This window comes from Gilvimarinus algae (genome assembly GCF_030518215.1).
GTDB lineage: Bacteria > Pseudomonadota > Gammaproteobacteria > Pseudomonadales > Cellvibrionaceae > Gilvimarinus > Gilvimarinus algae.
On the sequence record NZ_JAULRT010000062.1, the window covers coordinates 157,347 to 176,698 of the forward strand.

Annotated in this window: 15 protein-coding genes; 9 read left to right on the forward strand and 6 right to left on the reverse strand. The window is 53.7% G+C overall.

Translation table 11 applies throughout. From position 1 onward, the window contains the following. Window position 1: 1 nt before the first annotated feature. Window positions 2-781 carry a glycosyltransferase family 2 protein gene (locus QWI16_RS15490; protein ID WP_302714446.1) on the forward strand — a complete coding sequence of 260 codons (780 nt, stop codon included), beginning with the start codon at window positions 2-4 and terminating at the stop codon, window positions 779-781. On the opposite strand, the gene QWI16_RS15495 is transcribed toward QWI16_RS15490, so the two are convergent. From QWI16_RS15495 to rfbB, 5 genes are read right to left on the reverse strand one after another with little or no spacing between them, the layout of a single operon-like run. Then, window positions 732-1,478 carry a glycosyltransferase gene (locus QWI16_RS15495; RefSeq protein ID WP_302714448.1) on the reverse strand — a complete coding sequence of 249 codons (747 nt, stop codon included), beginning with the start codon at window positions 1,476-1,478 and terminating at the stop codon, window positions 732-734. The genes QWI16_RS15490 and QWI16_RS15495 overlap by 50 nt on opposite strands. Further along, window positions 1,475-2,359, reverse strand: coding sequence for a dTDP-4-dehydrorhamnose reductase (gene rfbD, locus QWI16_RS15500; protein WP_302714450.1), 885 nt, complete (start codon window positions 2,357-2,359; stop codon window positions 1,475-1,477). The genes QWI16_RS15495 and rfbD overlap by 4 nt, the downstream gene beginning before the upstream one ends. Beyond that, the gene (rfbC, locus tag QWI16_RS15505) at window positions 2,352-2,942 is read right to left on the reverse strand and encodes a dTDP-4-dehydrorhamnose 3,5-epimerase (RefSeq protein WP_302714452.1); all 591 of its coding nucleotides are present in this window, start codon (window positions 2,940-2,942) and stop codon (window positions 2,352-2,354) included. Before rfbC ends, rfbD begins: the two co-directional genes overlap by 8 nt. Further along, window positions 2,939-3,823 carry a glucose-1-phosphate thymidylyltransferase RfbA gene (rfbA, locus tag QWI16_RS15510; RefSeq protein ID WP_302714454.1) on the reverse strand — a complete coding sequence of 295 codons (885 nt, stop codon included), beginning with the start codon at window positions 3,821-3,823 and terminating at the stop codon, window positions 2,939-2,941. The genes rfbC and rfbA overlap by 4 nt, the downstream gene beginning before the upstream one ends. After that, a complete protein-coding gene (gene rfbB, locus QWI16_RS15515) occupies window positions 3,820-4,887 on the reverse strand; it encodes a dTDP-glucose 4,6-dehydratase (protein ID WP_302714457.1) in 1,068 nt (355 codons plus the stop codon). Before rfbB ends, rfbA begins: the two co-directional genes overlap by 4 nt. 186 nt (window positions 4,888-5,073) lie before the next feature. Here rfbB and QWI16_RS15520 point away from each other — a divergent pair, with 186 nt between their 5' ends. From QWI16_RS15520 to trpC, 4 genes are all read left to right on the forward strand, one after another. Next, a complete protein-coding gene (locus tag QWI16_RS15520) occupies window positions 5,074-6,087 on the forward strand; it encodes a hypothetical protein (RefSeq protein ID WP_302714459.1) in 1,014 nt (337 codons plus the stop codon). A gap of 68 nt (window positions 6,088-6,155) precedes the next feature. After that, complete coding sequence (locus QWI16_RS15525; RefSeq protein ID WP_302714461.1) at window positions 6,156-6,740, forward strand: anthranilate synthase component II; 585 nt, start codon at window positions 6,156-6,158, stop codon at window positions 6,738-6,740. Between the two features lie 11 nt (window positions 6,741-6,751). Beyond that, entirely contained in the window at window positions 6,752-7,783 is a 1,032-nt protein-coding gene (gene trpD, locus QWI16_RS15530) for an anthranilate phosphoribosyltransferase (RefSeq protein WP_302714463.1), read from the forward strand. Window positions 7,784-8,110: 327 nt separating this feature from the next. After that, the gene (gene trpC / locus QWI16_RS15535) at window positions 8,111-8,926 is read left to right on the forward strand and encodes an indole-3-glycerol phosphate synthase TrpC (RefSeq protein ID WP_302714465.1); all 816 of its coding nucleotides are present in this window, start codon (window positions 8,111-8,113) and stop codon (window positions 8,924-8,926) included. Between the two features lie 93 nt (window positions 8,927-9,019). On the opposite strand, the gene QWI16_RS15540 is transcribed toward trpC, so the two are convergent. Next, complete coding sequence (locus tag QWI16_RS15540) at window positions 9,020-10,678, reverse strand: methyl-accepting chemotaxis protein (RefSeq protein WP_302714467.1); 1,659 nt, start codon at window positions 10,676-10,678, stop codon at window positions 9,020-9,022. Window positions 10,679-11,006: 328 nt separating this feature from the next. Between QWI16_RS15540 and QWI16_RS15545 the strand changes: the two genes are divergently transcribed. From QWI16_RS15545 to QWI16_RS15560, 4 genes are all read left to right on the forward strand, one after another. After that, window positions 11,007-13,562, forward strand: a complete 2,556-nt coding sequence (locus QWI16_RS15545; RefSeq protein ID WP_302714469.1) for a beta-N-acetylhexosaminidase — start codon at window positions 11,007-11,009, stop codon at window positions 13,560-13,562. Between the two features lie 704 nt (window positions 13,563-14,266). Further along, the gene (locus QWI16_RS15550) at window positions 14,267-16,921 is read left to right on the forward strand and encodes a TonB-dependent receptor (protein WP_302714471.1); all 2,655 of its coding nucleotides are present in this window, start codon (window positions 14,267-14,269) and stop codon (window positions 16,919-16,921) included. 71 nt (window positions 16,922-16,992) lie between these two features. Further along, window positions 16,993-18,516 (forward strand): tryptophan halogenase family protein, encoded by a 1,524-nt coding sequence (locus tag QWI16_RS15555; RefSeq protein WP_302714473.1) that lies wholly within the window; start codon window positions 16,993-16,995, stop codon window positions 18,514-18,516. Window positions 18,517-18,552: 36 nt separating this feature from the next. After that, window positions 18,553-19,257, forward strand: a complete 705-nt coding sequence (locus QWI16_RS15560) for a DUF6445 family protein (protein WP_302714474.1) — start codon at window positions 18,553-18,555, stop codon at window positions 19,255-19,257. Window positions 19,258-19,352 lie beyond the last annotated feature (95 nt).

Below are 19,352 nucleotides of genomic sequence, written 5' to 3' on the forward strand. Positions count from 1 at the left end.
CATGGCGGGCTCGATTGACGGCGACCAAGAAGAACCTCTAGTCAGTGTGATAATGCCGGTCTACAACGCAGCGGCCACCATCAGCCATGCGGTGGAGTCTGTGCGCCGACAAGGGTTTACCCAGTGGGAGCTTATTATTGTCGATGACGGCTCCACGGACGACACCGCGCTTTTGTGCCAGTCATTCGCTGCCGCTGACGAGAGAATCCGGTTTGTTACGCTTGAGACGAATACGGGTTCACCGGCCAGGCCGCGCAACGTTGGATTGGATCAAGTTCGTGGCGAGTGGTGTGCCTTTCTTGATGCCGACGACACCTGGCGGCCTGAAAAGCTTGGGCATCAGCTGCGTTTTATGCAGGAGCAGGGGCTGGACCTATGTGGCACTTCGGTTAGTCTAATGAACGCCAAAGGTGCCGAGACGGGCCGCCGTTTGTTCCCCGGCTCGCTGAGTTATTCTTCGCTTTTGCGTCACAATACGCTGGTTTGCTCCACCGTACTCTGTCGCTCAACGCATCTCGCTGACAGACGATTTCCGGAAATAGGGCACGAGGATTACGCACTGTGGCTTGACTTGGCTCGATCGGGCGGCAAGCTTGGGGTTTTGCCGGAGGTATTAGCCAGTTACCGAAAGCACCAAGGGTCGGTATCGGCCAACAAGCGAAAAGTGGTGGGTTATTTTTGGAATATCTATCACCACTATCTGGGTTATTCTGTTTTGGTGTCAGCTTTCTTTACTTGCCGTTATCTTTTTTTGGCTGCCATGCGCGCCACAAGAGAATAACGACACTCGCCAATAACCGGAGCCGGCTGATAAAAACGATCGGCAAGGCTCTTCTTTGACGTGATGATACGTTGTTAGCATGCGTGCGCTTTTGCAGTACGCTGTCTTCGAGATGATGAATCTCGCTCTCTAGGTTGGCCGCAAGGGCAATCCACAGATCGTGCGACTCCACAAAGCCGGGTATGGGCAGCAGTTGGTCGCGAAAGTGGCCTCTGAACGCCATGGTACACCCATAGTAGGGGCGCCTACCGAGAAATATTCCTAGAATGTTTGTCAGGTATTTTGTGCTGTCCGCGCTACGCAGCTGCACGGATGGGGCTGCCAGTGTTTGCCCTGCCTTGTCGATGCGATGAAAGTTGGCGGCGATGACAGCAACGCCTTGAGTGTTCATGGCGTTTACCATGGTTTTGACACGGCCTGGCGGCCAAATATCATCTTGATCACTCAGGAAAACAATGTCGCCTTTGGCTCGGGCAATGGCCTTGGCAAAACTCTTTACGTGGCCCAGTTGAGAGGTGTTGCCGTAAATTTGAATGCGCTCGTCGTCAAACGCCTGAATAACGTCTAGGGTGTTGTCCGTGGAGCAGTCGTCGACGATGATCAGCTCGTCCGCAAGGCTTAACTGCTCAAGGATACTGGCAATCTGCTCAGCGAGGTACAGAGCACCATTGTGGCTGGCCAGGCATACACTGATCATGGTTTTTCAGTGGCGAACTCGGGAAGCGCCAGGCGCAGCGAGTGCAGCCAATGGGGTGTTTCAACGGAGAAATCGTCAAGGGTACTCTGGCAGTTGAGCACGCTGTAGTGAGGGCGCTTAGCCGGAGTGGGATAGGCTTCACTCGCAATAGGATTGACACTGCAGTCCAGTCCGCTCTCATCCATGATGCAGGTTGCCAAGTCAAACCAACTGCAGACACCTGTATTGCTGTAATGGTAGATCTCGCCTTTGGTGTTCTGGAGTTTCTCGCTAAGACTGATACGGATAATGGCGCGTGCTAGGTCCTTTGCCCAAGTGGGACTGCCAACTTGGTCGGCTACCACACCCAGAGCGTCTTTTTCACGGCCTAGCCTCAGCATGGTGCCCACAAAGTTTTTGCCCAAGGCGCTGTAAACCCAGCTGGTGCGAAGTACTATACCCTTCGCCCCGGAGCCGATAAACGCCTTCTCCCCGGCAAGCTTGGTGGCACCATAGACGCTCTCAGGTGAGGGGGTGTCGCTCGGCAGGTAAGGGCGGTGGTGTGTACCATCAAATACATAGTCGGTAGAGACCTGGATCAGGCAGGCGTCCAATGCTTTCGCCGTATTTGCTATTTCCCTGACAGCAATATGGTTGATGGCATCGGCGATTTCTCCCTCAGACTCGGCTTTATCAACAGCAGTATATGCCGCGGCATTAACAATGACTTGTGGGGCGATAGCAGCAATAGTGGGGGCGATGCGAGTTGTCTCGGAAAGATCGAGCGTGCTGCGATCGAGAAAATGCCACTCAATGTCTGCGTAATGCTTCGCAAGCCCTGCCAGTTCCTGCCCAAGCTGGCCATTGGTGCCAGTGACCAGAATTCGTAGCCCACTAGTCATAGAGTGCCTGCTCATATTGAAAGAGGGTTTCGGGGGCGCTCTCCAACCGGTCTTTCAATGTGGGTAGCGCGCCATCCTTGTCTGAGGTTTGAATTTGTTCTTTCGGCAGCTGCCAGTCAATGGCGAGCGCAGGGTCGGAGTAACTGATGCCCCTGTCATGCTCCGGTGCGTAGGGGTTATCCACTTTGTAAGTGAAAATAGCCGTTTCGCTGAGCACGATAAACCCGTGGGCAAAACCGCGCGGGACAAACAGTTGGTGTTTGTTGTCGCTATTGAGTCTGGCGCAGACATGTTGGCCAAACGTTGGACTGCCAATACGAATGTCCACTGCCACGTCAATTACATCGCCGCTGACCACACGTACCAGTTTGCTCTGCGCGTAGGGCGCTTGCTGATAGTGCAAACCTCGCAATACCCCGCGCGCCGATAGCGATTCATTGTCTTGCATAAAGTGCAGGCGATGACCGGTGGCGGCTTCCAGGGCGTCTTGGCGATACGATTCAAAAAAGTAGCCGCGCGCATCGCCGAAAACCTTAGGCTCAATAAGAACTACCTCTGGAATGGCTTGTGGGGTGATCTTCACGGGGTCCACTCCTCCTCGGCACGTTTGAGCAGGTATTGGCCGTACTGGTTCTTGGCCAAAGGTGCGGCGAGATCCTTGAGCTGTTGCTGGCTGATGTAGCCCAGCTCGTAAGCAATTTCTTCGATACAGGCGATTTTCAGGCCCTGACGCTTTTCGATGGTTTCAATAAATTGGGCCGCCTCCAGCAGGCTTTCGTGGGTGCCTGTGTCGAGCCAGGCATAACCACGCCCCATAAGTTCGACTTTGAGCCGGCCCTCGTCAAGATACATTTGATTGACGCTGGTGATCTCCAATTCGCCGCGGTGCGACGGTTGCACGGCTTTGGCTTTTTTCACCACATCGTTGGGGTAAAAATACAGCCCGGTCACGGCGTAATTGGACTTGGGCACCGCTGGCTTTTCTTCAATGCTGACGGCGTTATCCTGCGCGTCGAACTCCACCACGCCGTAGCGCTCGGGATCGTTTACATGATAGCCGAACACAGTGGCGAAATTCTGGTCGGCGTTGGCAGCGGCACTTTGCAGGGTATCGCTCAGGTGGTGGCCGTAATAGATGTTGTCGCCCAGTACCAGGCAGACCGAGTCATCGCCGATAAACCCCTCGCCGAGGATAAACGCTTGCGCCAGACCATCCGGTGAGGGCTGTACAACATATTCAAAGGCCAGCCCCAGGTGCGAGCCGTCGCCGAGCAGGCGTTGAAAGCTGCTCTGATCCTCTGGCGTGGTAATGATGAGAATCTCCCGGATACCGGCGAACATCAGTATCGACAGTGGGTAGTAAATCATCGGTTTATCGTAGACGGGAATCAGCTGTTTGGAGACGCCCTGGGTGATAGGGTAGAGTCGGGTGCCGCTGCCGCCCGCGAGAATAATACCTTTCATTGCGCCAGTCCTATACGTGTCAGCTGATATTCGCCGCTGAGAACATGCTGCCACCAGCCGGTGTTTTCCAGGTACCACTGAACGGTTTTGCGCAGTCCCGTTGCGAAGCTTTCCTGGGGGGTCCAGCCAAGTTCACGCTCGATCTTGGAAGCGTCGATGGCATAGCGCAAATCGTGACCGGGCCGGTCTGTGACGAAGGTAATCAAATCGCGATATTGCGCAACGCCTTCTGGCTTTTGTGTCGGGGCCAGTTCTTCGAGCAACTCGCAAATGCCGTTCACTACTTCGATATTGCGCTTTTCGTTGTGCCCGCCGATGTTGTAGGTCTCGCCCGACTTGCCTTTTGTCAGAACTTGCACAAGTGCCCGGGCGTGGTCTTCCACGTAGAGCCAGTCGCGAATCTGATTACCGTCACCATATACCGGCAGGGGCTTTCCAGCCAGCGCATTGAGAATCATATGCGGGATAAACTTTTCCGGAAAGTGGTAGGGCCCGTAATTGTTGGAGCAGTTGGTGATGAGTATCGGTAGCCCGTAGGTGCGCTGCCAGGCGCGCACCAAATGGTCTGAGCTTGCCTTGCTCGCAGAATAGGGTGAGCTGGGTGCGTAGGCCGTTTGCTCTGTAAACAGCTCCTCGGTACCCTCGAGGTCACCGTAGACTTCATCGGTGGAGATGTGATGAAAGCGAAAGCTCGCGCGCCGGGCAGGATCCAGTGTGTCCCAGTACTGGCGAGACTGCTCGAGCAGAGTATAGGTACCGATGATATTGGTTTGGATAAAGGCGGCGGCATCGGTAATGGAGCGGTCAACATGGCTCTCTGCCGCCAGATGCATGATGGCATCGGGTTGATGCTTGGCGAACACAGCTGCTACGGCTTTGGCGTCACAGATATCCACCGGCTCAAAGCGGTAGCGCGGGCTCTCGGCCACGCCGACCAGCGACTCGAGATTACCCGCGTAGGTAAGTTTGTCCAGATTGATAACGCTGTGCTCTGTGTCCTTTAACAAGTGGCGGATAACCGCAGAGCCGATAAACCCTGCTCCACCAGTGACCAGAATATTCATGGTTGAAGTGTTGTTCTCTGAGTCTTTGTGTATGGCCAGCCAGTAGCGGCCGATTGGGGCGTCATGATAACGTAACCGCTTGGGTGGTAATAGTGAAAAAATGTCCGCTTTGGCGCGCTAATCTTCTTGTTGGCGCCGTCAGAGCGGGCCCACAGGGTTTTAATCGGCGATACAGGGGAGTTTCTGATGTGGGATTTTAACTTAATGGCGGCTGCCCGTTTGATGGGCCGCACTTCACCGTTTATTTTTTTGCGTCTTCTGGTCTACGTGGGCATTACTCTGGCGTATATCGTGGTGACTGGTCTTGGCGCTGGGATTGGCTATGGCCTGAGCTCCATGGGAGAGGGCGAGGGTGGCGGCGCAGCGATTGGCGGCTTGCTGGGTTTTGCGATTGTCAGCGGCATTCTTTACTGGGCCCGGGAATACTTGCTTTATTTGATCAAGGCCGGCCATATCGCCGTGTTGGTCGAGCTGATGCAGGGGCGCGAGCTGCCAGCCGGGCGCAGTCAGATAGAGCATGGTCAACAGGTAGTCAAAGAGCGTTTCAAGGAGGCCTCGGTACTCTTTGGGGTGGACCAGCTGATCAAAGGCATACTGAGGCTGCTTAATCGTATGGTCATGTCTGTCTCAAGGCTCATTCCTATCCCCGCGCTGGAGCAGCTGGCCGGTATTGTGAACCGCATTATTACCACCTCGCTGACTTACGTCGATGAGGTGATGCTGGGATACAACATTAAAACCGGCAGTGACAACCCCTGGCAGAGCAGCAAAGATGCGCTGATTCTCTACGCGCAAAACTACAAAGTCATGCTGAAAAATGCCGTGTTTCTCATGGTGTTTATGTATGTGTCGGCCTTTGTCATCTTTTTGCTGGTACTGGGGCCTGTGGCCGGTATTGCCGCGCTGTTTCCTGGCAGTCTGGGCTTTTGGTCGTTTCTCAGTGCTGCATTGCTGGCCTGGAGTTTGAAAGCTGCGCTTTTGGAGCCTCTGGCCGTGACGGCTATGATGGAGGTCTATTTCAAAACCATTGAGGGGCAGACGCCAAACCCCGAATGGGATGAAAAACTGAGCCAGGCCTCGGACAAATTCCGTGAATTGTCGCAAAAGGCGAGCGATTACGTGGGCGACACTTTCAGCGCTTCGCCCAAGCCGCAAGCGGCAAACGCGGCCGATGCGCCCTCGCCGAAAGCGGAACCTTGAATTTGTGCTGTCCAGGGCCTAGGATCGCGCATCCGTAACCTCTGAGGCCTGGCCCTGGCGCACCCCCAATGCTGTTGATGATCGACAACTACGATTCGTTCACCTACAACCTGGTTCACTATTTTGAAGAGCTGGGGGTGTCGGTGGAGGTCTATCGCAATGACGTTCTCACCCTCGAGACCATCGAGTCTCTGGCCCCGCGCTACATCGTCGTCTCGCCCGGCCCCGGCAGGCCTGAGGACGCCGGCATCTCCCTGGCCGTCATTCGGGCATTTTCTGGTAAAATCCCGATCCTGGGCGTCTGTCTTGGACATCAGTGTATCGCCGAAGCCTTTGGCGCCCGTACCGTAAGGGCTGCGCAGGTCATGCACGGCAAGAGCTCGCAGGTCCTGCATACAGGTGTGGGCGTATTTGCCGGGCTCAGTAACCCTCTGCAGGTGACCCGATATCACTCTTTGGTGGTGGAGCAGCGCAGCTTGCCCCCGGTGCTCGAACCGACCGCCTGGGCGACATCAGTGGCCGGTGATGATGAAATCATGGGCCTGCGGCACCGGAGTTTGGCGCTTGAGGGCGTACAGTTTCATCCTGAGTCTGTTAAAACCGAAGAGGGGCATGCCCTGTTGAACAACTTTCTGCAGCAGACCGGACAATAAACGGAGTGAATGTGGACATTAAAACAGCACTGGCTCAGGTGGTTGATAAAATCGACCTGAGCACCGATGAAATGATTGCCGTGATGCGCCAGGTCATGACCGGCGAGGCCACGCCCGCACAGATTGGCGCGCTGCTTATGGGCCTTCGAATGAAAGGCGAAACCCTGGACGAAATCACCGGCGCGGCCAGTGTTATGCGTGAGTTGGCCTCGGGTGTGAGCATACAGGCCGATCACTTGGTGGATACCTGTGGCACCGGTGGTGATGGCGCCAATCTATTTAATGTGTCCACCGCCAGCGCTTTTGTGGTGGCGGCCGCGGGTGCCAGCGTTGCCAAGCACGGTAACCGCTCGGTATCCAGCTCCACTGGCAGTGCCGATGTGCTTGAAGCCGCTGGTATTAATCTGAGCCTGACGTCGGAGCAGGTCGCGCGCTGTGTCGAGGAGCTGGGTGTGGGTTTTATGTTTGCCCCCAGCCATCACAGCGCCATGAAGCATGCCATTGGTCCGCGCAAAGAGCTGGGTTTGCGGACCCTCTTTAACATGCTTGGTCCTATGACCAACCCTGCGGGCGTGAAGCGTCAGGTCATCGGGGTGTTTAGCGACAAGCTCTGCCGACCCATGGCCGAGGTGCTCGGGCGCTTGGGCAGCGAACACGTCATGGTGGTTCATGCTGCCGATGGACTGGATGAAATTTCACTCGCTCGCGAGACACATGTGGCCGAGCTGAAAGGCGGTTCAGTCACTGAATACCAGATCAAGCCCGAGGATTTCGGCATCGCCAGCCAGAGCTTGATCGGGCTGGCCGTAGAGAGTGCCGAACAGTCTCTGGCGCTTATTAACAACGCTCTGGGGCGCAAGCCCGACGCGACCGGGCAGAAGGCGGCCGATATCATCGCGCTCAATGCTGGGGCAGCTATTTATGTCAGCGGAGTGGCCGATACTCTGGCCGAGGGTGTGGCCATGGCGCAGGACGCCATAGGTTCCGGTCTTGCCGGTGAAAAGCTTCGTGAACTGGCCGCTTTTACCCAGTGTTTTGGCTAGGGCCTGCTAACACTAATTGAGTACGGCCTGTTACACATAAAAATCCGCCAATTAAGGCGCGAGGAGAGAGGTTTGGTGGTTCCAAACGAACGACAAACAACGCAGAGTGGCGGATTTTTAGGTGCAACCCGAAGGGCTAGAGCCAGTTTTGCTTTCAGCGTTGTTGCCGAGACCCAAAGCACTCGCTGCGCTCATGGGGCCAGCTTTCGCTTATTTGGAATGACCAAACTTCGCTCACGGCGCCTAGCTGGAATCAAAACTGGCCCCCAGCAGGTATATTCCATTAGTGTTAACAGGCCCTAACTAAAAAAGCGAGGTACCGCGTCCATGAGTGAGACGCCGACGATTCTAAAGACCATTATCGCGCGCAAGTGGGAAGAAATTGCCGAGCGCAAGGCCCGTATCAGTGAGGCCGAATTGCAGGCTAAGGTCAGCGCCCAGGGCGCTCCGCGTGGTTTTGTCCGGGCGCTGGAGCGCAAAATCAGCCAGGGTCAGGCGGCCGTCATTGCTGAAATCAAGAAGGCATCGCCTAGTAAAGGGGTGATTCGCGAGGATTTTGTGCCCGCTCAGTTGGCGGCCAGTTACGAGGCCGGTGGGGCGGCCTGCTTGTCGGTACTGACGGACGTGGATTTTTTTCAGGGTGCCGATGACTATTTACGCGAGGCTCGCGCCGCGGTTTCCCTGCCTGTGATTCGCAAAGACTTTCTGGTGGATGAATACCAGCTGCTGGAAGCCAGGGCCATGGGCGCCGATTGTGTACTCTTGATTGTCGCGGCGCTGTCCGCCGAGAGACTGATCGAACTCAACCATTTCGCCCTGGCGCTGGGGCTGGATGTGTTGGTCGAAGTGCACGATGCGGCCGAGCTGGAGCTGGCCCTGGCGCTGCCCAATAAGCTTATCGGTATTAATAACCGCAATCTGCACAACTTTGAAGTCACGCTGGAAACCACCTTTGGGTTACTGGATCGTATCGGGCCTGAGCGTTTGGTGGTGACCGAAAGCGGCATCCTCTCGCCAGCCGATGTGGCGATGATGCGCGAGCGGGACGTGCACGCCTTTTTGGTGGGTGAGGCCTTTATGCGCCGGGACAATCCCGGTGCCGCCCTGGCTGAGTTTTTTGCCAGCTCTGAGGCTCAGGTGTAACAGAGAAGAGCGCAGTCTCGAGCGATGTACAAGAGCACCTGTGGGTGCTCTTTTGCTCGCAAAATACTGGGCGCCGGTAAAATTTCCCGTCGCTTAGAGGGTAAACTGATCCAGCTGCTGACTGAGCCCGTGAGCCGCATCGCGAATCTGGCGCGAGGTATTCAGCGTGCCTTGTGCGGCTTCTTTTGCACTGATGGACAACTGCTCCACCTGACTGACATACTCCAGAATCAGGCCGCTGGCCTCAACGTGCTCGGACATGGCTTGGCGAATGTGCGAGACAATGTCCTCTACTATGCGGGTTTCCTCGCGAATTGACTCTACGGTTTTGCCGCCCTCTTTGGTTTGCTCGATACCTTCTCGCAGTTCGCTCACCATGGCGTCCATGTGCTTTTTACTCTCGCGGCTACTCTGCTGTACAGCGCTGATAGAGTCGCTGATTTCACCGGTGGCTTGTGTGGTGCGCGAGGCCAGTTGCCGTACTTCGTCGGCAACCACGGCGAATCCGCGTCCTTGCTCGCCGGCGCGTGCCGCCTCAATGGCCGCATTCAACGCCAATAGGTTGGTTTGCTCGGCTACCGCGCTGATTACCGATACAACCGCTGAAATGCTGTCAATTTTTGAGGCAAGGGTATCAATACTCTGCTGGGTCACCGTCACGCTTTGGTCAATATCGGTAAAGCGGGCAACGGCGTTGGAAATCAGCAGGCGGCCGTGCTCAGACGTTTTCGAGGCGGAATGCGTCTGATCTCGCGCCTCTTCGGCCTGGGACATGGCGTGGCGGGTCTGCTGATTAAACTCTTCGGCAGAGCTGGCAATCTTTGCGGTGGTCGTGCTCTGGTCCTCCGCCATGGCGGTGCTGGTTTGCGCTTTTTCGACAATGCTGTCACTGATGCCGTCGAGTGTTTGCGCCGCCTGTCTCATGGCCGTCATCATTTCTCTGAGCGCATGACGCATTCTCAACACTGAGGCGTAAATACTGTCCTGAGGCGCATTGTGGATCTGGTCGTTCTCGGTGAGGTCGCCGCTGGAGACCTTGCGCACCAGTGCCAGTACCTCTTTCAACTCGCCCCCCAGACCTTTTTGGATCCCACTTACCGCCAGGTGCACAGGGACGACGATCAACAAAATGATGACGATGCAAATAATCAGCTGGTCGCCGGCACTGTCCCAAAAGCGGGCGTTGACTTCGTTAAAGCCGATACCCGTGCCCACGACCCAGCCCCAGCGGGGTGTGCGCTTGGCGATGGAGAGCTTTTCTTCCACAGAACCGTCCGCCTGGCGCTGATTCCAGGGGTACTTGGCCAGATCTCCATCTGCCGATTGCACCGCTCTGAGCATAATATCGCCGACGCTTTTGTTGTCCGCGTCTTTAAACTCGTGAAAGCTGGTGCCGTGCAGTTGCGGGTCGAGTGGAGCGGCAACAAAGTTCAGCTCCCTGTCTGCGACGTAGACGTATTCGGAGTCGTGGTAGATGTTGTTTTGCAAAATTCGAGCGGCAATGCTCTGCGCCTGTTCGTCGCTCAGCGCCCCCTCGGCGGCCAACTGTTCCATCTCCACGACCGTGGCGTAGGTGCTGGAGAGCAGCTGTTTGACCCGCGCTTCGTTGTCCTGGCTGGTGGCTTGGCGCAAGGTGTAAAGGCCCACGGAAACAATGACCAGCAACCCTGCCAGAATCAGACTGGTTAGTACCCACATTTTGAAGCGAAGAGTCATGCCCGCAACCTCGTGACAGCGTCTGTTATTTTTCATAAACCGAGTCTTGAAATTATGCCGAATGGACAACGTTGTCAAATAAAATAGGCGCATTATTCCACATTCGATGGATGTTTCATTCAGTCAGCGTAATAGGCTATATATTGCTCACTGTGTTGGTGCTTAGTGTTGAAAAAATGTATCAAAATGGTGCGAAAAAATTGTGTGTTTCTTTACAAAACTCAACGTTGGTTAAGATGGCTGGCACCTAAACTAATTTCGTGTACCCTAGACAACGTTGTCTTGATGCGGTGTGGGTTCGGTATGCTCTGTCGGCTCACCAGGAGTTCACTCCGCCAATCGCTAAGCTTTGAGGAAAATAACAATGAGATACTACCTAACCCTGTTGGCGCTTCTCAGCTGTGGTGTCGCGCAGGCGGCCAGCTGGTCTCAGCAGCAACTGGCTGAATTCGCCGACACGGCGCCCCTGACCTTTGGGGTGGTCAGTAACGCCGACGACCGGACCAAGAAAATGCGCCTGAGTCTGGATAATCAGTCCGACATGGCGCTGCCATCATCTGGCTGGTCGGTTTATTTTCACCTGGTCAGAAAAGTAGCGCCTCTCGCCGATGCGAATGTGCAGATAGAGCATGTTCAGGGTGACTTGCACCGTCTTTACCCAACATCAGACTTTAAAGGGCTGGAACCTGGCCAGTCGCTGAGTGTGGAGTTCTCACCTTCGGCGCACATGGTCAGCTACAGCGATTTTATGCCGAGGGCGTTTGTGGTGATGGGCGAACTTGAGCCCGAAGTCTTTGCTAACACCGATACAGAAACGCTGACAGATTTTGTCGAGCCGATTGTTCGCCAGGAGCAGCAGCTGCGTAACCGCCACGATAAGTTTCAGGTGATGACCGCCGAGACCCGCTATCAGGCCAATAAGCAGTGGTCGGCGCTGGAGCCACAGGCCGGCGAACACCGGATTGTCCCTAAGCCTTTGGAGTCCAAGTTTCGCCGGGGCTCCGTGACGCTGGATGACTCTTGGCAGATTCGCTATGCCGGACGGTTGAAATGGGAGGCGCAATATTTAATCGAGCGTCTGAAAACCGCCTATGGCATTGAGTTGGAGGCCGAACCCGATCACCACAGCACCAAAAAAGGGCCAGTGATTTACCTGCGAGTCGCCGGTGGCGGCGTTAAAAGTGCTGAACTGCCCGAGGTTAGTGAGGGCTATGTGCTGGAGGTGTCGGATGAGCGTATCGTTATTGACGGGAGCGACAGTGCCGGCGCCTTTTACGGCATCCAGAGTTTGCTGGGGCTGATGGGTTCCGATAAGGCGCAGCTGCCGGAGGTGCTGATCAGCGACGCCCCCCGAGCCCACTGGCGCGGTATGCACTATGACATGGGCCGAAACTTCCATGGCCTGGACGTGACCTTGCGCATGATTGAGCAAATGGGTCGCTACAAGCTCAATAAGCTTCATCTTCACCTGACTGAAGATGAGGGCTGGCGACTTGAGATACCGGGCCTGCCTGAGCTTACCGAGGTTGGTGCGAACCGCTGCTTTGATATGAGCGAGCAGCGTTGCCTGCTGACTCAGTTAGGCACCGGGCCCCATGAGAGCGGTTCGGGCAATGGTTTCTACAGCGCCGATGACTTTGTCGCGATACTGAAGTATGCCGCCGCCCGGCATATAGAGGTGATTCCCGAGATCGATATGCCCGGTCATGCGCGTGCCGCCATTAAGTCCATGGAGGCGCGCTATCAGCGCCTGATGGAGGCAGGTGATAAAGCGGCCGCCGAACAGTATCTGTTATCTGACCCAAAAGACGCCTCAGAGTACATTACCGTACAAAACTACACGGACAACTCCATTAATGTCTGCCTGGAGTCCACCTACCGTTTTGTCGACAAGGTGATCTACGAGCTGCAACAAATGTATCGCCGCGCCGGCATTAAACTCGATACCTTCCATATGGGGGGTGATGAGGTGGGCGCGGGCTCTTGGACGGCGTCACCGGCCTGTAGTGCACTCTTTACCTCGGAGTTGGGGGTGGCTGGGCCTGCTGACTTGAAACCCTATTTCGTCAGCCGAGTTTCGCAGGTGGTGAGTGAGCGGGGCTTGGATCTGGCGGGCTGGGAAGACGGTTTGATGTACGATCCCAACAACACCTTTAATCGCGCTCAGTTTGCCAATGAGCGGGTAATTGCCAATGTCTGGGACAACATTTGGGAGTGGGGCGTGGCCGACAGGGCGCACCGCTTGGCCAACGCGGGCTACCAAGTGGTGCTGTCGCACGGTACGCACCTGTATTTCGACCACCCTCATGAGGTGAATCCGCACGAGCGGGGTTACTACTGGGCGGCTCGCTACACCGACCTGGCCAAAGTCTTCGGCTACATGCCGGATAACCTCTACGCCAACGCTGACTTTACCCGCAACGGCGACCCGATTGACAATCTGGAGGCGCTGGTTGGCAGGCCGCTGCCGCCTCTCGAGAAGCCGGACAATATCCTTGGTATCCAGGGGCAGGTGTGGACGGAAACCATACGCACGCCTGAGCAACTCGAGCAGATGGTGTACCCGCGCCTGTTAGCTTTGGCAGAGCGCGCCTGGCACAAGGCGTCCTGGGAAGGCACGCAGCCCGCTACCGAACAGCGCTTGGAGGATTATCGCGGGTTTCTCTCTTCTTTTGAGAAAGAGCTGCCCCGCCTAGTCGCTGCCGGGGTGAGCCCCTATTTGCCACCTCCTGGCGCGGTGCTGGACGATGGGGTGCTAAGGGCGAATTCATCCCTGCCTTCGGCGAGCATCGAGTACAGCCTGGATAAAGGCGCTTCTTGGCAAGCCTATGACAAGCCGGTACGCCTTGAAGCCACCACAGTGCAATTGCGCTCTCGTTTTGACGAGCAAAGCAGCCGGGTCGTCACACTGGAAAATTAAAACAAGATCTGGCTCAGGTGGCCTCGCTACCTGGCTGAAGCAACGATTGTTTTATTGGGCCTCGCTCTCACCGGCGGGGCTTTTTTTATGGCCAGCCAAGTGCTTTGCGGACTCCCTCTTCATATCCAGGCAGAGACGGGTCGAAGTATTCTATGGCTCTCCAAAGGTATCAGCGGCATTTCCTATTCTCAGTGGGACTGTTGACCCATAAGTCTTAAATCTCTCCGAAAAATATAGTTTTTTATTTTAATGCAAGTCTTTTAACGTTTTTTAACTCTTTGGGCGCTGGTGGTGTGAAAATTTAACATTTATCAAACCCTCTTTATGTTAGAAATTTTCACAAATTTGGTGCATTTTGGCATTAAATATCGCTCTTTTATGATGATTTGGCATTATTTTTGACCCAAAATGGTGCAAATGAGGGAAAATTGCCATGAAAATTAAAAAAACCATAACTGGTCGTTGACAACGTTGTCTCGACGGGAGTAAAACTAAAAGCACGCCGATGGCTGTCGTTGGGCTGAGCAAATGTGGGTTGGGTTAAACACATCGAGTTTGGCAAATTTAGCGGCTGTGAGTCAGGTGTAACCAAATTAATGACAATTGCTGCTCAATGACGAGCTTAGTCTTCGGGCCGTTTTCGGTTTGATGATTGAGTTTTGCGGTTGGGAACAGCAAAACAAGATAAAAGTGAGGATGAGGTTATGGGATTGAACAAGCGCGCATTTCGCAGAAAGCTGATCGCATCGAGCATCTCAGGCTGCCTACTGGCGCCAGTGGTGGCTCAGGCTCAAGATGAGCCAATGTACGAAGAAGTTGTTGTCACGGGTATCCGGGCGTCGTTGAACGATGCCGTTGACATCAAGCGTAACGCCACCGGTATCGTCGATGCCGTATCGGCAGAGGACGTGGGTAAGTTCCCGGACAGCGACGTGGGTGAGTCTCTGGGCCGTATTCCCGGCGTCACCGTTGGCCGTGCTTTCGGTCAGGGCGCCTCGGTGTCAATTCGTGGTGCCGCCCCCCAAATGACCTTGACTCAGCTGAACGGTCAGAACGTCGCCTCTACCGGCTGGTACGACCAGCAGTCCATCGACCGCAGCTTTAACTACTCTCTGCTGCCTTCTCAGTTGATTGGCGGTATCGAGGTGTACAAATCATCTCAGGCCGATCTGAACGAAGGTGGCATTGGTGGTACGGTAATCGTTAAGACCCGCAAGCCGCTGGATATGGATGCGAATACCCTGTTCCTGGGCGCAAAAGCGAGAACCGGAACCATTGGCGATGAGATTTCTCCAGAAATTTCTGGCCTATACAGCTGGAAAAACGATTCAGAGACCTTTGGTGTGCTGGTTGCCGGCGCATTCGAGGATTCAGATTACGTGCGCCGTGGTACCGAAGCTGATTATCAGTGGTCACAAGACGTTGAGCCGTCTACCTTTGTGCAGGAGCGCGAGCGCACCGCCTTGGATGCCAACATTCAGTTCGCGCCTACCGAAGCCCTGAGCTTTAACCTGCATGTGCTGTCGTTGGATCTGACCGCCGACAACATCGGTACTAACTTGTATTACTTCCCGCCCAGCGCAAGCACTTACTCCTGTGAGCAAGTAAACGCAGCGGGTGTTTGTGTTATTCAAACGGTCGACCAAGCAATTCGTGGTGATTTGCAGCCGGGTTGGGCGAGCGGTGCGCCAGACTCCGAGACCTTTATGCAACACTGGGGTCGTGTGGCTGAAATGACCTCAGACACCTACGACTTTAGCGCTGAGTACGCCGGTGACGGCTTCACCTTGAGCGGCAGTATCGGTCAGACTGAAGCCAAAGGTGGCACCAATATGACCACCAACTTCCAGTACTTCCCAAGTACAGGCAGCCCAATGTCTCTGTGGGCCGGCACCATCGACGCTACTGGCAAGCAAATCAAAATCCACACCACCCACGATCCGAGCATGACGCTTGACGACCTGCAAGAGTACACCGTGCCGCAAGCCTGGGCAGTGGGTAAAGGACCGAATACCGATGAAGAGACCTACGCTCAAGTCGATGTGGAATTCGATCTGGACTGGGGTATATTTACCTCGTTTAAAACCGGTATTCGCACCACCGATCACGACGTAGAGCGTTTCGACTACAACGGTAACCTGACGGTCACCGAGGTAGCGACAGCCTCTCTGTACAATGGCACCTATGAAGTGGGCGTCAACGGCGTTACAGTGCCAGAGCCCAACCTGGATGCCATGATCGCGGCCACCGAAAACAACCTCAACGGTTGGGACGAGGCGCGCCCGGGCTACTCTCTGCTGAACGAGCAGAACGACGCCTTCTACGGCATGTTTACCTTTGAGGGCGATCGTTTCAAAGGTAATGTCGGTGTGCGTTACATAAGTTCTGATATCACTCGCACTCAGTACGAGTTGGACGGCACTGAGTTGGCCGAGGGCGATATTGGTGAGAACAACGGTTACAGCTACACCACGACCGATCACCAAGCCGATTACGATGATTTCCTCCCCAGCTTCAACCTCTCGGTTGATCTGACTGACAGTTTGCTGATGCGCTTTACTGCGGCGCAAACCATCAGCCGCCCGAATTACGCGGATATGGTGGTGAGTTACTCCGGTTATGCCGACGACCGTGACGACAACCAAACCGTCAACATGGGTTCTGAGGGCTTGTTGCCAATGAAGTCTAGCCAAGCGGACCTCAGCCTGGAGTACTACTATGGCGAGGGGAATTTGGTGTCTGCGACTTACTTTGTCAAGTCGATTGATGACTTCGTGACCGATGTTATTAATCCCGACCAGCAGATTGGTGTGGAAGATCCGGCCGGTGGTGATAACTGGACCATCAACGAGAAAGTGAACGCCAGCGGTGCTGATATCAATGGTATTGAGCTGCAAATCAACCACGGTTTCGACAATGGCTTTGGTGTGTCTGCTAACTATACCTATGTGAATGCCGACGCCCCTGCTGAGGCTTTTGCTGATCGCATTGGTGTATTTACCGAGTCTTCCCAAGACAGCGCCAACTTGGTAGGTTACTGGGAAAATGATACATTCTCAGTACGTACCGCTTATAACTGGCGTTCTAAGTACATGATTCGTGAAGGCGGCTTCTACTATGGCAACCGCATGCACGATGACTTCGGCTCATTGGATTTCAGTGCGAACTGGTACTTGAACGACAATATCGACCTGAGTTTCGAAGCTACCAACCTGTTGGCTGAGGACGATATCCAGTATGGCGCGGCAGATGAGTCAACCAGAGAGTTCGGTATGAAGGCTCCGCTGCTTGAAGGCTACCCTGCCTGGTCCTATGAAGGCGAAACCCGCTACATGCTGGGCGTTAGCTTTAAGCTTTAATCGCTGGTAGGTTCGGCAAAAAGCCCAGCGAATGCTGGGCTTTTTTTTGCTTTGAATGTTTGAGGGGCATTGTGGAAATAAAGCGTATTGCCATTGTTGGGGGTGGGACCGCAGGCTGGATGGCGGCCAATCATTTGGGGTTGGCCCTATGCCAAACACCTGGGCTCGAAATCACACTAATCGAATCCAAGGATGTGCCTGTTATTGGTGTGGGGGAGGGTACGGTTCCCCGTATCAAGGATACTTTGCAGAAGTTTGGCATTTCAGAAGCCGAATTGCTCAGAAAATGTGATGCAACTTTTAAGCAAGGGATAAAGTTCGCCAACTGGATGAGCCCAGAAGCTCAACCCAGGGGGTTCTACTACCACCCCTTTTCCCCACCTTACCCCTTCGGCTACGATTTTACGCCGCACTGGCTCAATAGCGCTAGAAGCTTAGACTTTGATCGATTGTCTGATTTTTACTGTGTTTCAGAGCAAAAAAGGGCACCTAAACAGATTAGCTCGCCGCCTTATCAGGGTCTAGTTGATTACGCTTATCACTTTAATGCTGCGAAATTTTCCGAATTGCTGGCGGAAAATGCCAAAAAAAGATTCTCTGTTAAGCATATTTTTGAAACCGTTGAGGCTGTTCATAAAAACAGTGAAGGCTTTATCGCTAGTCTCTCCTATGCCAGTGGCAGAGGGGAATTTTTTGATTTTTATATAGATTGTTCGGGGTTTTCCTCACTATTATTCGGTGAATCTCTTGGGGTTCCCTTTCTGGATAAGTCGGAACAAATTAAAAGTGACGCCGCTTTGGTGTATCGTCGGCCGTCTAATGAGGAAGAAGAGATATCGCCTTTCACCTTTGCCAAGGCGCACAGGGCAGGTTGGATGTGGGATATTCCGTTAACGAACCGAAGTGGTCTTGGTTTTGTGTACGCTTCTGACTTTATGTCGGAAAATGAAGCGGTGGAAGCTTTCTCGCTGCAGCTGGGTGAGAATGTCGATGCAGGGGATCTCAGAAAGGTGCCGATGAGAATTGGCTATCGAAAGAAATTTTGGGAGAAAAACTGCGTTGCTTTGGGCTTGGCTCAGGGATTTGTTGAGCCACTAGAAGCCACTTCTATACTGGTGACGGATTTTTCAGCAGACTTGATTGCGAAGAATTTTCCGGTTGACATTCATTCAATGCAAGTAGCCGCCAATCATTGCAATAGAGTGGTTGAGTATACCTGGGAAAGAGTGATTGACTTTGTTCAGCTTCATTATTATTTATCAGATCGAAGAGATTCAGATTTTTGGGTAGAAAATACCGAGAAAGCGAGCTTGTCGGATGTGCTCTCTGAGCGGTTGATGTTGTGGAGGTCCACCCCGCCGAAAAGAACCGATTTTTTTAGCCGATTTGATATTTTTGGCCCGGAAAATTACTTGTTTGTGCTATACGGCATGAATTTTGATACTCGCTCCAGGCCTGTTGCGTCGCAGGACGAAAAGAAGTTTTCCGAGATTGCGGTTAAGGTCCAGAGCCGTTCGCGTGAAATGAGCGATTCGTTGCTTTCTCACCGTAAGTGGTTGACTGAGTTGAAGAAAGCGATGAATAACGCTGGTTGATGTTGGAGGAAGAAATGTGTAAGGGGTATAAAGTTTGTGATTAATCCGAATTTTTCTGTGAAGAGGGAGACTCTGGGGAACGAGGGCAATCTGATTGTTGTTGTAGATGATTTTTTGTCCGATCCAGAAAAACTGCGTGAAGAAGCCTGCAGGGCTGGTTTTAGGGCGCCAGCGATGCTGAGCCAGCGCAAGGGCTACCCTGGCATAAGAGCTCCTTTGCCTTCCGAAAGCTCGGCGCTGTTAATTGATGAACTTGAAGGTTTGATTCGGCGAGAATTCTGCTTGACAGATGGGCTAAATTCGGTCCAAAGCACTGCCTCGTTTAACCTAATGACTGTGCCTGAAAGTGAGCTTGGACCCTATCAAACGATACCGCATTTTGATACGTCGAAGCGAAACTTCTTTGCGGCGCTATTATACCTGTGTGGTGAAGAGCATGGTGGCACTGCGTTCTACCGACATAATAGTTCGGGGTATGAGTCGATCACTCCGCAAACCAGTGAGTCGTACCTTGATTATTGTTACACAGAACTTAACAGTAAAGTTATACAGAAGAAATACTTTTCAGAGTCGGACGATTACTATACGAAAATTGGTTTTGTTTCGGCTAAGTATAATCGACTGGTGATTTATAAAGGCGCATTGTTGCATTCCGCCAACATATTGTCCTCTGCCGGTAGTATAAGCTCAGACCCCAGAGTAGGTCGGTTAACTCAAAATAGTTTCCTTAGCTTTGAATAGGTTGTGACGATCTCTCAGAAGTGAGTATTTCTGAGGATGTGAATGAAAAATAATAAGAAATTGAATATTGCGACAATTCTTGAGTTTTCTGGTCT